This window comes from Ochrobactrum sp. S1502_03 (assembly GCF_044435015.1).
Taxonomy (GTDB): domain Bacteria; phylum Pseudomonadota; class Alphaproteobacteria; order Rhizobiales; family Rhizobiaceae; genus Brucella; species Brucella chromiisoli.
Genome location: NZ_JAYEXN010000011.1, coordinates 59,274 through 73,413, shown reverse-complemented (window position 1 = coordinate 73,413; position 14,140 = coordinate 59,274). Strand labels below are relative to the sequence as shown.

The window sequence follows — 14,140 nt, the reverse complement described above, 5'->3', positions numbered from 1 at the left end:
ATTATGGCTGGCAATGGTTCGAAAGATACCATTCTTACAGTTGAGCATCTGTCGATGCGCTTTGGTGGTCTCGTCGCGATCAATGATCTGAGCTTTAATGTAAAGCGCGGCGACATCACGGCGATCATCGGCCCCAATGGTGCTGGCAAGACCACGGTCTTTAACTGCATTACCGGGTTTTACAAGCCGACCGGCGGTATGCTCACAATGAACCGGAATACCGGCGAGAAATTCCTTCTAGAGCGCTTGCCTGATTTCAAGATCACGCAGGATGCGCGTGTTGCGCGTACCTTCCAGAATATTCGTCTGTTCTCGGGCTTGACGGTTCTCGAAAACCTGCTTGTTGCACAGCACAACACGCTGATGCGCTCGTCGGGCTATACGATCCTTGGTCTGCTTGGTTTTCCGACCTACAGGAAGGCTGCGAAGGAAGCGATTGAGAAAGCGCGCTACTGGCTTGAGAAGATCAGCCTCATTGATCGTGCGGATGATCCGGCTGGTGATCTGCCTTATGGCGATCAGCGCCGTCTGGAAATTGCGCGTGCCATGTGCACCGAGCCGGAAATTCTTTGCCTTGATGAGCCTGCGGCTGGTCTTAATCCGCGTGAATCGGCAGAGCTGAACAAGCTGCTGCTTGATATTCGCAAGGAAACGGGCACGTCGATCTTGCTGATTGAGCATGACATGTCGGTGGTGATGGAAATTTCCGACCATGTTATTGTGCTTGAATATGGCACCAAGATCTCTGACGGTTCGCCGGAACACGTCAAGAATGATCCGCGCGTTATTGCCGCCTATCTCGGTGTGGACGATGATGAAATTGCTGATCTGATCGAAGTGGCCGACAAGCCGGGCACTGGCGATCCGGCTGATTTCATTGCAACGCAACTTGCCGAAGAGGCAATCGAGGAAGAAAAGATCGAGGAGCCCGTGCGTTTTGCAGGCGGACTGGCTGCTGCTCGCGATGGTCGGCCCGATAATCTCACGTTCATCAAGGGTATTGGTGAAGTCAATGAGAAGAAACTGAACGAGCACGGTATCTATCATTTTGATCAGATTGCCGCGTGGACTGAAAGCCACATCGTTGAAGTTGAAACCTATCTCGAATTTGATGGGCGCATTGCGCGTGAGGACTGGGTTGGACAGGCGGCCCAGCTTGCCGCAGGCAAAGCAACCGAGTTTTCAAAGCGTGTTGAAGCTGGCGATGTTCCCACAAGTCACAAGAGCGCACCCGTAAAAGCTGCCAAAGCGCCTCAAGCTCCGGCGAAGCCTAAGAAGGGAAGCGAATAATGACGGCTGAAACCATGCAGACCAAACAACCGCTTCTCGCTGTTGAGAAGGTTGAGACCTATTACGGCAATATCTGTGCTCTCAAGGGTATTGATCTGACGGTCAATGAGGGGGAGATCGTTGCACTCATCGGTGCGAATGGTGCTGGCAAGTCCACGCTGATGATGACGATTTTCGGCTCCCCACGGGCGCGGACGGGCCGTATTCTCTTTGGGGGCAAGGACATCACGTCTTTGCCGCCGCATGAGATTGCAAAGCTGCGTATTGCACAGTCGCCGGAAGGTCGTCGCATTTTCCCGCGTATGACGGTTCTTGAAAACCTGCAGATGGGGGCAAGTCTCGATAATCAGCAATATTTCGAAGAAGATGTTGCGCTGATGTTTGATTTGTTCCCGCGTCTCAAGGAACGCATCACGCAGCGTGGCGGCACCCTTTCAGGCGGCGAGCAGCAGATGCTGGCAATTGCGCGCGCGCTGATGGCGCGTCCGAAACTTCTGCTTCTCGATGAGCCTTCCCTTGGCCTTGCACCATTGATCGTCAAGCAGATTTTTGAAGCGATCAAGGAACTCAACCGCACGCAGGGGTTGACGGTCTTTCTCGTCGAGCAGAATGCTTTTGGTGCGCTGAAACTTGCTGATCGCGGTTATGTGATGGTCAATGGATCAATCACCATGAGCGGCGCTGGTCGCGAACTCTTGGCTGACCCGGAAGTGCGTGCAGCCTATCTTGAAGGCGGAAGGCATTAAGGAGGAAAACATGCAGGGAATTCTCTACGAAGAACCGTCGTTCTGGCTGTTTTTTCTCATCACGTGCCTTTTGGGCGGTTGGGCTGCCTGGATGACAGGACGGGCCTGTGCGCAGACGTGGCGGACTTATCCGCATCTTCTGCTCTATCTTATCCCATTGGCGGCAGCGGTTCGCTTCATTCACTATGCCTTGTTTGAGGGCACGCTGCTTTCGCTGCATTATTATCTGGTTGACCTGATCGTGCTGATCATCATTGGGACGATCGGATTCCGGTTTACCCGAACCAAGCAGATGGTGCGCCAATATAACTGGCTCTACGAAAAAGCTTCGCCTTTGAGCTGGAAGGCAAAATAATTCGAAGCTTCGCTGCAAATCTATGTCTTCCAAACGTGGGAACCGATTTTGGGAGACGTGTTTAAAACAAGGCGCTTGCAGCGGAGCTTCCCTAAAAGATCACGTTGAACGGATAGAATTCAGCGTAGATATTGCTGGGTGATCAGCAAGACAATAAGGCGATGTAAAAACATCGTTTAGGGGTAACTATAATCGGGAGTTCAAGTAATGAAGAAATCGCTTTTTTCAGGCGTTGCTCTTGCAGCGGTGATGGCTTTTAGTGGCTCGGCTTGGGCAGATGTGCTGTTGGGCATTGGCGCACCGCTGACTGGTCCGAATGCTGTTTATGGCGCGCAGATTCAAAAAGGTGCCGAGGCTGCAATCAAAGAAATCAATGATGCCGGTGGCCTCAATGGCGAAAAGATCACGATCACGCTTGGCGACGACGTGTCGGATCCCAAGCAGGGTATTTCGGTTGCCAACAAGTTTGCTGCTGACGGTGTGAAATATGTCATCGGTCACTTCAACTCGGGCGTTTCGATCCCGGCTTCTGATGTTTATGCTGAAAACGGCATTCTCGAAATTTCGCCAGCTGCAACCAACCCGGTCTATACGGAGCGCGGTCTGTGGAACACGTTCCGTACATGCGGCCGTGATGATCAGCAGGGCATTGTTGCCGGGCAGTACATCTTCGACAACTTCAAGGATGGCAAGATTGCTATCATTCACGACAAGACCCCTTATGGTCAGGGCCTTGCCGATGAAACCAAGAAGAAGCTGAACGAACTGGGCGTCAAAGAAACCGTCTATGAAGGCGTGAATGTGGGTGAGAAAGATTTCTCAGCGCTGATCGCCAAGCTTAAGCAGCAGGGTGTCACCGTTCTTTATTGGGGTGGTCTGCATGCCGAAGCCGGTCTCATCATCCGTCAGCTCGCCGATCAGGGTCTGAAGGTCCAGTTCATTTCAGGCGATGGTATCGTCTCCAACGAGCTCGCTTCGATTGCAGGCGATGCCGTTGCAGGCACGCTGAACACGTTCGGCCCAGATCCGCGCAATGCCCCGGCAAATGCTGAACTCGTTAAGAAGTTCCGCGATGCAGGCTTTGAGCCAGAAGCCTATACCCTCTACTCCTATGCGGCGGTGCAGTCGCTTGCGGGGGCAGCAAAGGCTGCCGGCAGCAATGACCCACAGGAAGTTGCCAAGGCTCTGAAGGAAAAAGGCCCGTTCCCTACAGTGCTTGGTGATCTGTCTTATGACGAGAAGGGTGATCCGAAGCTTCCAGGATACGTTATGTATAAGTGGGAAAAGGGTGCTGACGGGAAATATACTTACGTTCAGCAGTAATTTTTTACAGTAATATTGCGCAAATCCAAAGAATGCCCGGCCATGTGTCGGGCATTTTTATTTTATGGAATCTGTAGCTGCATTAAGTCATGCGAAAAAAACATCATATTTAGGTAATATAATGGGTAGACAAGACTGTCTTAAGTCATTTTACCTAACCTGACGATATTGTTTGGCGTAAAACACGGTGGGCAGTTCGAGCCATGGAGGAGGGGCGATGGGTGTCGCCCCGCTTGAATAATCTCTTCTGGTGGAGTTGGCGTTTCCGCAATTTTGTTCGGAGAACGTTTGAAATGGGAGTAGTTGAAATGAAGAAGTCGTTATTCTGCGGCGTATGCCTTTCTGCACTGATGGCAATGGGGGGCGCATCTTTTGCCGATGTGCTGCTGGGGGTTGGAGCACCGTTAACCGGTGGTCAGGCAGCCTATGGCGATCAGATCAAGCGCGGCGTTGAAGCTGCTGTTGCGGAAGCCAATGCCAAGGGTGGCATGAATGGCGAGCAGATCACGATTGTTTACGGCGATGATGCAGCCGATCCGCGTCAAGGGATTTCTGTCGCCAATAAATTCGTTGGTGACGGTGTGCAGTTTGTGATCGGCCATTTCAATTCCGGCGTCAGCATTCCGACATCGGACATTTATGCCGAAAATGGCGTGCTGATGATCGCGCCAGGAACGACGAACCCAACCTTCACCGAGCGCGACTTGTGGAACACATTCCGCACCTGCCGCCGGGATGATCAGCAGGGCATCGTTGCTGGCAAATACATTGCTGACAATTACAAAGACGGCAAAGTCGCCATTCTGCACGACAAGACGCCTTATGGTCAGGGTCTGGCTGATGAAACCAAGAAGTCGCTCAATGCCAATGGCAAGGAAGAAACGCTTTATGAAGGTGTCAATCAGGGCGACAAGGATTTCTCGGCACTGATTTCCAAGATGAAAGCTGCTGGAATCACTGCTGTCTATTGGGGTGGTATGCACCCGGAAGCGGCACTCATCATCCGCCAGATGGCTGATCAGGACTTGAAGGCTCAGTTTATTTCGGGTGACGGCATCGTCTCCAACGAATTGGCGTCCATTGCAGGCGATGCGGTTGCGGGTGTTCTGAACACTTTTGGCCCAGATCCGCGTGATGATGCAGCCAATGCCGATCTCATCAAGGCGTTCCGTGACAAGGGCTTTGAGCCTGAGGCTTACACTTTCTACGCTTACGCAGGTGTTCAGTCGCTGGTTGATGCTGCCAATGCCGCTGGAAACAATGATCCGCAGGAAGTGGCTGCCGCATTGAAGGGTAAAGGTCCTTTCAAGACGGTGCTTGGTGATTTGTCTTATGATGACAAGGGTGATCCGAACTTGTCGCCTTATGTCATGTTCGAATGGCGCAAGGGTGATGATGGCAAGTATAATTACTTCCAGAAGTAAGTCTGCCTCATATATTAGCATAAATTGACTGAAATTTCATCACAATGCCCGGCTTTTAGCCGGGCATTTTGTTTTTCTATTCATGTTGCACAGTTTGTTTGCGCTTGCTTACATTGCAGGCTAATCAAAGCCATATCGATCATTGCAGTGTGGGAGTTCTGCCTTGTCCATCCGTAAAATTCTGGTTGCCAACCGTTCCGAAATCGCTATCCGCGTGTTCCGTGCAGCCAATGAACTTGGCATAAAAACGGTGGCTATATGGGCAGAGGAAGATAAACTCTCACTGCATCGCTTTAAAGCGGATGAGAGCTATCAGGTCGGTCGCGGGCCGCATCTGGCGCGTGATCTTGGACCAATTGAAAGCTATCTGTCGATTGATGAAGTCATTCGTGTGGCTAAGCTTTCGGGTGCCGATGCAATCCATCCGGGCTATGGTCTTTTGTCGGAAAGTCCTGAATTTGCTGAAGCTTGTGCGCAGAACGGTATCATCTTCATTGGTCCGAAGCCGGAAACCATGCGCCGTCTTGGCAACAAGGTTGCTGCGCGTAATCTCGCAATCGAGATTGGCGTTCCGGTTGTGCCTGCAACCGATCCGCTGCCGGATAATATTGAAGAAGTAAAGAGGCTTGCGGCTGAAATCGGTTATCCGCTGATGCTGAAGGCATCATGGGGTGGTGGTGGCCGCGGTATGCGGGCAATCCGTGCTGAGGAAGACCTTGATCGCGAAGTGACGGAAGCCAAGCGCGAAGCCAAGGCTGCGTTCGGCAAGGATGAAGTCTATCTCGAAAAACTTGTTGAGCGTGCGCGCCACGTCGAAGTGCAGATTCTGGGTGATACGCATGGCAATGCGGTCCATCTTTATGAGCGCGATTGCTCGATCCAGCGCCGCAATCAGAAAGTGGTTGAGCGCGCACCTGCACCCTACCTCAATGACGCGCAGCGTCAGGAACTGGCGGGTTATGGTCTCAAAATCGCCCATGCCACCGATTATATCGGTGCAGGCACGGTCGAATTCCTGATGGATGCCGATACCGGCGCGTTTTACTTCATCGAAGTGAACCCGCGTATTCAGGTTGAGCACACGGTCACGGAAGAAGTGACGGGTATCGACATCGTCAAAGCACAGATTCATATTCTGGAAGGTTACGCGATCGGAACGCCTCAATCCGGCGTTCCCGAACAGAAGGATATTCGCCTCAACGGTCATGCGCTTCAGTGCCGCATTACCACCGAAGATCCCGAGCACAACTTCGTTCCCGATTATGGACGCATTCAGGCCTATCGCTCGGCATCGGGTTTCGGCATTCGATTGGATGGCGGCACGGCCTATTCGGGCGCGGTGATCACGCGTTATTATGATCCGCTACTGGTTAAGGTGACGGCATCAGGCGCAACCCCGATTGAAGCGATCCGCCGTATGGACCGTGCGCTTCGCGAATTCCGTATTCGTGGTGTTGCAACGAACCTCACTTTCGTGGAAGCGATTATCAATCATCCGAAATTCCAGTCGAATGATTATACGACGCGCTTTATTGATACGACGCCTGAGTTGTTCACGCACATGAAGCGTCAGGATCGTGCGACCAAGCTTTTGACCTATGTTGCTGACGTGACCGTCAACGGGCACCCGGAAACCAAGGGCCGTGCGGAGCCTCAGCGTGATGCTGCAAAGCCTATAGTGCCATGGTTTGGTGATCGACCGGTCGCGGATGGCACCAAGCAGTTGCTCGACAAGCTTGGGCCTCAGAAGTTTGCTGAATGGATGCGCAATGAAAAGCGCGTTCTGATGACTGACACGACCATGCGTGACGGTCATCAGTCATTGCTGGCAACACGCGTGCGTACCTATGACATTGCGCGGGTGGCCAATGCCTATGCGCAGGCGCTGCCAAACCTGTTCTCACTGGAATGCTGGGGCGGTGCGACTTTTGATGTGTCGATGCGCTTCCTCACGGAAGATCCGTGGGAACGTCTGGCAATGGTGCGCGAAGGTGCGCCGAATATCCTGCTGCAAATGCTGCTGCGCGGTGCCAACGGCGTTGGCTACAAGTCCTATCCGGACAATGTGGTCAAATATTTCGTGCGCGAAGCAGCACGTGGCGGCATGGACCTGTTCCGCGTGTTCGACAGTCTCAACTGGGTTGAGAACATGCGCGTATCGATGGATGCGGTGCTGGAAGAAAACAAGCTCTGCGAAGCGGCCATCTGCTATACGGGCGATATTCTCAATCCGGAACGCGCCAAATACGACCTTAAATATTATGTCGATCTCGCCAAGCAGGTTGAAAAGGCTGGCGCACATATCATTGCTCTCAAGGATATGGCGGGTCTGTTGAAGCCTGCGGCAGCATGCGTGTTGTTCAAGGCGCTGCGTGAGGAAACCGATCTGCCGATCCATTTCCACACACATGATACGTCGGGTATTTCGGCAGCAACGGTACTTGCAGCGGTCGATGCCGGTGTCGATGCGGTGGATGCGGCCATGGATGCCTTCTCCGGCAATACATCGCAGCCATGTCTTGGCTCGATTGTCGAAGCGCTGCATGGTTCGGAACGCGATCCGGGCCTTGATACGGAAACGATCCGCCGCATTTCGTTTTATTGGGAAGCCGTGCGCAATCAGTACGCGGCCTTTGAAAGCGACCTTAAGGGTCCGGCTTCGGAAGTCTATCTTCACGAAATGCCGGGCGGCCAGTTCACCAACCTCAAAGAACAGGCGCGTTCGCTGGGTTTAGAGACCCGCTGGCATGAAGTGGCACAGGCCTATGCCGATGTGAACCGGATGTTTGGTGATATTGTCAAAGTCACGCCATCCTCCAAGGTGGTGGGTGATATGGCGCTGATGATGGTCTCTCAGGACCTGACCGTTGCCGATGTTGAAAACCCGGATAAGGACATTGCCTTCCCGGACTCCGTTGTGTCGATGATGCGCGGCGATCTTGGTCAGCCGCCATCGGGTTGGCCTGAAACGCTCCAGAAGAAAGTTCTGAAAGACGAAAAGCCGTTCACGGTGCGTCCGGGTTCTCTGCTTCCAGCCGCTGACCTTGATGCCGAACGCAAGTCGATTGAGGAAACGATTGGTCGCGAGATCACGGATCAGGAATTTGCTTCCTACCTGATGTATCCAAAGGTCTTCACCGACTATGCGGCGGCGCAGGAAAACTATGGTCCGACAAGTGTTCTGCCAACGCCGGTTTATTTCTACGGCTTGAAGCCGGAAGAAGAAGTCTTCGTTGATCTCGAACGGGGTAAGACCCTTGTAATCGTCAATCAGGCCATGTCTGAGACCGACGAGAAGGGCATGGTCACTGTATTTTTCGAGCTTAACGGTCAGCCGCGCCGCGTCAAGGTGCCAAACCGCGCCAAGGGTGCATCGGGTGGTGTGAAGCGCAAGGCGGAACTCGGCAATGACAAGCATGTTGGCGCGCCGATGCCCGGTGTAGTGTCAACGGTTGCGGTCTCTCAGGGCCAGAATGTGAAGGCAGGTGATGTGCTGCTTTCCATTGAAGCCATGAAGATGGAAACGGCTCTGCGCGCTGAGCGCGACGGTTCGATTGCCGAAGTGCTTGTGCGCCCCGGCGAGCAGATCGATGCGAAGGATTTGCTGATCGTCTTCGCAGAATAATTCTGCTTCATTTCCGTAAATGTTGAGATGCCGCGCTCTGTAAGGGGTGCGGCATTTTCTTTTGCTTGCGCGGTCATAAAAATCTGTTATGCACGTTTTTACCGATTTATGCATGTTTGTGCGCGGTGATAGGAACGAGCGATGACAGAGCTATTACTCGACGAAAGACAGGCGCAAATTCGCGCACTGCTTGATCAGTCCGGGCGCGTATTGGCGAGTGAGCTTGCGGAGTCTTTTGGGGTTTCGGAGGACACGATCCGCCGTGACCTTCGCGAAATGGCGGCAGCGGGGCTTTGCAAGCGTGTTTATGGTGGTGCGCTAAAGGCGGCGCCGTCTTATGCACCGCTTGCGGAGCGCGATACAGAAAGACCGGAAGCCAAGACGGCCCTTGCTGCCACGCTGGCCGCTCTGATCGAGCCGAACATGACGGTGTTTCTGGATTCCTCGTCAACCAATTTGGCACTTGCGCGTCTGCTCGCTGATCGGGGTGAAGTGATTACGGTTGTCACCAACACGCCGTCCATTGCTGCCATCGTCCTCAAGTCAGACAAGATCGACGTGGTGATGATTGGCGGTCCGATTGATCGCCGTGTGAGTGCGGCGGTCGGTGTGCGCGCTTTGCGTGATGCGGAACTGGTGCGGCCTGATCTTTGTGTGCTTGGTGCCTGCGGTATAGCGGCAGAGATCGGTATCACAGCGCTGCATCTGGAAGATGCGGAATTCAAGCGGGTTATTGCCGGACGTAGCCGCAAGGTGGTGCTGGCAATCACCAGCGACAAGCTTGGCACTGTTGCTGCGCACGATGTCATATCCATTGAGGCGGTCAATGTTATGGCTGTCGAACAAGATGCAAATGAAGACGTGCTTGCGCCTTATCGGGCTGCGGGCATGACGGTTATACACGCTGTAGAAGGGCGTGACTGAGGACATCATGGAACAGGCTGCCGGACGAAACGATGCGTTGAATGAGCGTGCGCCAATCGTGACCAGAGAGCGCATCGCAGTGGCGCTGCTCTTTCTGATGAATGGGTATATTTTTGGTGGCTGGGCACCGAAAATTCCCGAATTTGCGGCTCGTCTTGGGCTTGATACCAGTGGCATGGGCCTGATGATCCTTGTCTTTGGCATTGGCTCTCTTTCGATGATGCCGGTGGCTGGCGCATTGTCGGCGCATCGCGGATCGGGCGCTGTGGTGAAGCTGTTTGCGATTGGCGTCATTCCAACACTGCTGATCATCGCGCTTGTGCCCAATGTCGTGACCGCTGTGATTGCCATGCTTTACTTTGGCGGCACAATCGGCGCGATGGATGTTGTGATGAATGCCAATGCGGTCGCGGTTGAGAAGAAAATGCGCCGCGCCATCATGTCGTCCTGCCATGCTTTCTGGAGCCTTGGCGGTTTGATCGGTGCTGCAACCGGCGGCTTTCTCATCGCCCATGTCGGTTCAACGGTCCATGCGCTGATTGCAACCCTTGTGGCGGCGGGATTGCTTGTCTTCGCATGGCCTTCGATTGTTGCGGATAAATTTCATCACCCAAGCGGCGAAAAGCAAAAGCTGGTGCTGCCACGCAATGCGCTGCCATGGCTGGTCGGCATTATCGCTCTGTTCTCGATGATCCCGGAAGGCGCAATTCTGGATTGGGGTGCATATTATCTGCGTGATGAACTGGGGGCGTCAGTCACGGTTGCCGGTTTTGGTTTTGCCGCTTTCTCCATGACCATGGCGATCATGCGCTTTGCAGGCGATATTGTCCGTGACCGTTTCGGTGCGATTAATACGCTGCGTTTCTGCACGTCGATTGCGATTGTCGGCATGGTCATTGTCGGCCTGTCGAGCCACCCTTATGCGGTGATCTTTGGTTTTGCCATTTGCGGTATCGGCATTTCCAACATGGTACCGATTGCCTTCTCCATTGGTGGCAACATACCGGGTGTCAATCCAAGTGTGGGCCTGTCGATTGCCACGACCCTTGGCTATTCCGGTATGCTGGTTGCACCTTCGCTGATCGGCTTTGTCGCCAAGCATAGCGGTTTCAGCGTGGTGTTCCTGTCGCTGCCTGTGCTGTTGCTGGTGGTGCTTGCCTTCTCAGGGCTGGCAAAATATGCGGACAGTTCGCACTGATTTCATTCAGCGGTCCAGCCGCCTTCGACTGGCAGGGCGGCGCCGTTAATCTGTGCTGCGGCGTCCGTTGTAAGGAAGGCCGCAAGCGCGCCGATCTGAGCGGTGGTGACGAACTCCTTCGTCGGCTGTTTATCGAGCATCACTTCGCGGATGACCGTTTCCCGATCCATATTATGGGCTTTCATCTGATCGGGTATCTGCGCTTCGACAAGCGGGGTCAGCACATAGCCGGGGCAGATGGAATTGGCAGTGATCTTGGCAGTCGCAAGTTCAAGTGCCAGCGTTTTTGTGAAGCCGACAATGCCGTGTTTGGCTGCGACATAGGCTGATTTGAATGGCGATGCGACAAGTCCATGCGCCGAAGCGATATTGATGATGCGGCCCCAGCCGAACTTTTTCATATGGGGAATTGCTGCTGCTGATGTGTGGAATGCCGAGGTCAGGTTGATCGCAATGATGCGGTCCCATTGCTCTGTCGGGAACTCTTCGACGGGGGCCACATGCTGGATGCCGGCATTGTTGACGAGGATGTCGGCACTCCCGAAGGCCTCCACGCTCTTTTCAATCAGTGTCCGGCAATCACCCGCCTTTGACATATCGGCGCTCATATAGATCACGTTTACGCCATGTTCTTTGGCGATTGTTGCAGCCAGATCGTGGTCTTCCTGGCGATCTGTGAAGGAATTGATCACAACATTGTGCCCGGCACCTGCCAATGCGTGAGTAATGCCAAGCCCGATGCCGGAATTGGAGCCGGTGATGATAGCGGTTTTGCGGGCATTCTTATTTGGCATGTGTCGTTTCCTCCTGACGCGCAGTGCTATAATTATAAAGGGACAAGGCGTCTGCAAGTGATTATATAACAACAAAGCAAGGTGGTCAGGCGTTGACAATTGCGCCGTGCTACGCCACCTGAAAGCAGGCCCGTACTAAAAAGCAGTCCTTGCAATGGCTGCAGGATAAAAGAACAGAGCACAATGTCTTCCGAGACCGTCAGCTATTTTTCGCATCCATTTCCCCGTCGCCACTCCGTTGGTGTCAGCGTTGGCGGTGTTATCGTTGGCGGCAGCGAACCTGTTGTCGTGCAGTCGATGACCAATACCGATACGGCGGATATTGATGGCACTGTTGCGCAGGTTGCAGCTTTGCATCGCGCAGGGTCGGAGATTGTGCGCATAACGGTTGATCGTGACGAATCGGCTGCTGCTGTTCCAAAAATTCGTGAGCGCCTTGAACGCCTTGGCATGAATGTGCCGCTGGTCGGTGACTTCCATTATATCGGCCATAAGCTGCTTGCCGATCATCCAGCCTGCGCAGAAGCGCTCGCAAAATATCGCATCAATCCGGGCAATGTCGGTTTCAAGGACAAGAAAGATAAGCAGTTCGCCGATATCGTCGAAATGGCGATCCGTTATGACAAGCCTGTGCGTATCGGTGTGAACTGGGGTTCGCTCGATCAGGAATTGCTGACCACGCTGATGGATCGCAATCAGGCGGAAGGTGCACCATTGAGCGCGCAGGAAGTTATGCGCGAAGCCATTGTGCAGTCGGCGCTGATTTCGGCAAATCTTGCAGAAGAGATCGGTTTGAGCCGCGACAAGATCATTCTGTCGGCAAAGGTCAGTCAGGTGCAGGATCTGATCGCCGTTTACACGATGCTTGCGCAGCGCTCCGATCATGCACTGCATTTGGGCCTCACGGAGGCGGGCATGGGAACCAAGGGTGTTGTCGCTTCTTCGGCTGCCATGGGCATCCTGCTTCAACAGGGTATTGGCGATACGATCCGCATTTCGCTGACGCCAGAGCCGGGCGGTGACCGCACGCGTGAAGTGCAGGTGGCACAGGAACTCTTGCAGACGATGGGCTTTCGTCAGTTCATTCCGATTGTTGCGGCATGTCCGGGTTGCGGTCGCACGACGTCAACCGTGTTTCAGGAACTGGCGCAGAACATTCAGGACGATATTCGTCGTTCGATGCCTGTCTGGCGTGAGAAGTATCCGGGTGTGGAAGCGCTTTCGGTCGCGGTCATGGGCTGCATCGTCAATGGCCCGGGCGAATCGAAACATGCCGACATTGGCATTTCGCTTCCCGGTACGGGCGAAACGCCGTCCGCACCGGTCTTTGTCGATGGCAAGAAGGTTACGACGTTGCGCGGACCTGAGATTGCTGCTGATTTCCAGAAGATGGTTGCCGATTATATCGAAAACCGTTTCGGGCTGGCCAATAGAAAAGCGAGCTGATCAGCTCTGCCGTTCTGCGATGAAGCGTGCGGCCTGTTTGAGAATGAGAGCATCGTCACCAAATGGTTCAAGCAGGCTTTCCGCCTGAGCAACCAGACCGGAGAGCTGCTTGCGTGTCCAGTCGATGCCATGGAGCGCAACAAGTGTGGCTTTGCCTGCCGCCGCATCTTTGCCGGTTGCCTTGCCCATGGAGGCTGCGTCTGCGGTCACGTCGAGAAGATCGTCTGCAAGCTGGAAGGCGAGGCCGATGGCTGAGCCAAATTCGGCCATGCGTTCACGGTCTTCGCGCGATGCACCTGCAATAATCGCACCGGCTTCACAGGCAAAACGAATGAGCGCGCCGGTTTTCATGGCCTGTAATGTGATAATGCCTGCCTCATCCGGCTTGCTATTTTCTGCCATCAGATCAAGCGCCTGACCACCCGCCATGCCGCCAATGCCTGACGCGCGCGCTAACGCTGCGACCAGTTCGATGCGTATCCCGGCCGGCAGGTTGGTTTCGTCGGAAGCGACGATATCAAAAGCATAGGTCAGCAGGCTGTCACCTGCGAGAATCGCTGCGGCCTCATCAAAAGCCTTGTGCACGGTCGGCTGGCCGCGCCGCATATCGTCATTGTCCATTGCCGGAAGATCGTCGTGGACGAGCGAATAACAATGAATGCACTCTAGCGCGGATGCCACGCGCAGAACCGCATCGCCATGCTGGCCGAACAGGGACGCACTTTCGATAACCAGGAAGGGGCGCAGGCGTTTGCCGCCATTCAGCACGCCATGGCGCATGGCGGCTAACAGTCGCTCGGGGCGCGCCACTTCGCCACTGCGCAAACGAAGGTCCAGAAGCCCGACCAGCATTGTCTCGACTTCGAGCGCGCGCAGATTCAGGGATTGAGCAAAATCGACAGACACGTTTTCCATGCCTAAAGGGGATGGACGAAAGCGCTGATTTGGTCAACTGGGCACAGTGATCAGCACAGGCTTTTTCATCAAGCGGTCATCAAAGGGAGGATTAAGAGCC

General features: G+C 54.1%; 11 protein-coding genes. 9 read left to right on the top strand and 2 right to left on the bottom strand.

Going from position 1 to position 14,140, the window contains the following annotated elements; genetic code table 11:
• Positions 1 to 3 precede the first annotated feature (3 nt).
• The 8 genes from VBH83_RS09905 to VBH83_RS09870 all read left to right on the top strand — a co-directional run bounded on the left by VBH83_RS09905 (position 4) and on the right by VBH83_RS09870 (position 10,885).
• Positions 4 to 1,290, top strand: a complete 1,287-nt coding sequence (locus VBH83_RS09905; RefSeq protein ID WP_265984960.1) for an ATP-binding cassette domain-containing protein — start codon at positions 4 to 6, stop codon at positions 1,288 to 1,290.
• A complete protein-coding gene (locus tag VBH83_RS09900) occupies positions 1,290 to 2,036 on the top strand; it encodes an ABC transporter ATP-binding protein (RefSeq protein ID WP_265984866.1) in 747 nt (248 codons plus the stop codon). The genes VBH83_RS09905 and VBH83_RS09900 overlap by 1 nt, the downstream gene beginning before the upstream one ends.
• Positions 2,037 to 2,046: 10 nt before the next feature.
• Positions 2,047 to 2,391 carry a DUF6867 family protein gene (locus tag VBH83_RS09895; RefSeq protein ID WP_265984865.1) on the top strand — a complete coding sequence of 115 codons (345 nt, stop codon included), beginning with the start codon at positions 2,047 to 2,049 and terminating at the stop codon, positions 2,389 to 2,391.
• 207 nt (positions 2,392 to 2,598) lie between these two features.
• Positions 2,599 to 3,714, top strand: coding sequence for a branched-chain amino acid ABC transporter substrate-binding protein (locus VBH83_RS09890; protein WP_265984864.1), 1,116 nt, complete (start codon positions 2,599 to 2,601; stop codon positions 3,712 to 3,714).
• 308 nt (positions 3,715 to 4,022) lie between these two features.
• Positions 4,023 to 5,138, top strand: coding sequence for a branched-chain amino acid ABC transporter substrate-binding protein (locus VBH83_RS09885; RefSeq protein ID WP_265984863.1), 1,116 nt, complete (start codon positions 4,023 to 4,025; stop codon positions 5,136 to 5,138).
• Between the two features lie 163 nt (positions 5,139 to 5,301).
• The gene (gene pyc, locus VBH83_RS09880; protein ID WP_396997433.1) at positions 5,302 to 8,763 is read left to right on the top strand and encodes a pyruvate carboxylase; all 3,462 of its coding nucleotides are present in this window, start codon (positions 5,302 to 5,304) and stop codon (positions 8,761 to 8,763) included.
• A gap of 141 nt (positions 8,764 to 8,904) precedes the next feature.
• Positions 8,905 to 9,687 (top strand): DeoR/GlpR family DNA-binding transcription regulator, encoded by a 783-nt coding sequence (locus VBH83_RS09875; RefSeq protein WP_265984861.1) that lies wholly within the window; start codon positions 8,905 to 8,907, stop codon positions 9,685 to 9,687.
• 7 nt (positions 9,688 to 9,694) lie between these two features.
• Positions 9,695 to 10,885 carry an MFS transporter gene (locus VBH83_RS09870; protein WP_265984860.1) on the top strand — a complete coding sequence of 397 codons (1,191 nt, stop codon included), beginning with the start codon at positions 9,695 to 9,697 and terminating at the stop codon, positions 10,883 to 10,885.
• A 2-nt stretch (positions 10,886 to 10,887) separates the two neighbouring features.
• Here the strand turns inward: VBH83_RS09870 and VBH83_RS09865 are convergent, their stop codons facing one another.
• Positions 10,888 to 11,679 (bottom strand): 3-hydroxybutyrate dehydrogenase, encoded by a 792-nt coding sequence (locus VBH83_RS09865; RefSeq protein ID WP_265984859.1) that lies wholly within the window; start codon positions 11,677 to 11,679, stop codon positions 10,888 to 10,890.
• Positions 11,680 to 11,862: 183 nt separating this feature from the next.
• On the opposite strand from VBH83_RS09865, the gene ispG reads away from it, so the two are divergent.
• Positions 11,863 to 13,125: a flavodoxin-dependent (E)-4-hydroxy-3-methylbut-2-enyl-diphosphate synthase gene (gene ispG / locus VBH83_RS09860; RefSeq protein WP_265984858.1), complete on the top strand. Its 1,263-nt coding sequence runs from the start codon at positions 11,863 to 11,865 to the stop codon at positions 13,123 to 13,125.
• Here ispG and VBH83_RS09855 read toward each other — a convergent pair whose 3' ends face one another.
• Complete coding sequence (locus VBH83_RS09855; protein WP_265984857.1) at positions 13,126 to 14,040, bottom strand: polyprenyl synthetase family protein; 915 nt, start codon at positions 14,038 to 14,040, stop codon at positions 13,126 to 13,128.
• Between the last annotated feature and the right edge of the window lie 100 nt (positions 14,041 to 14,140).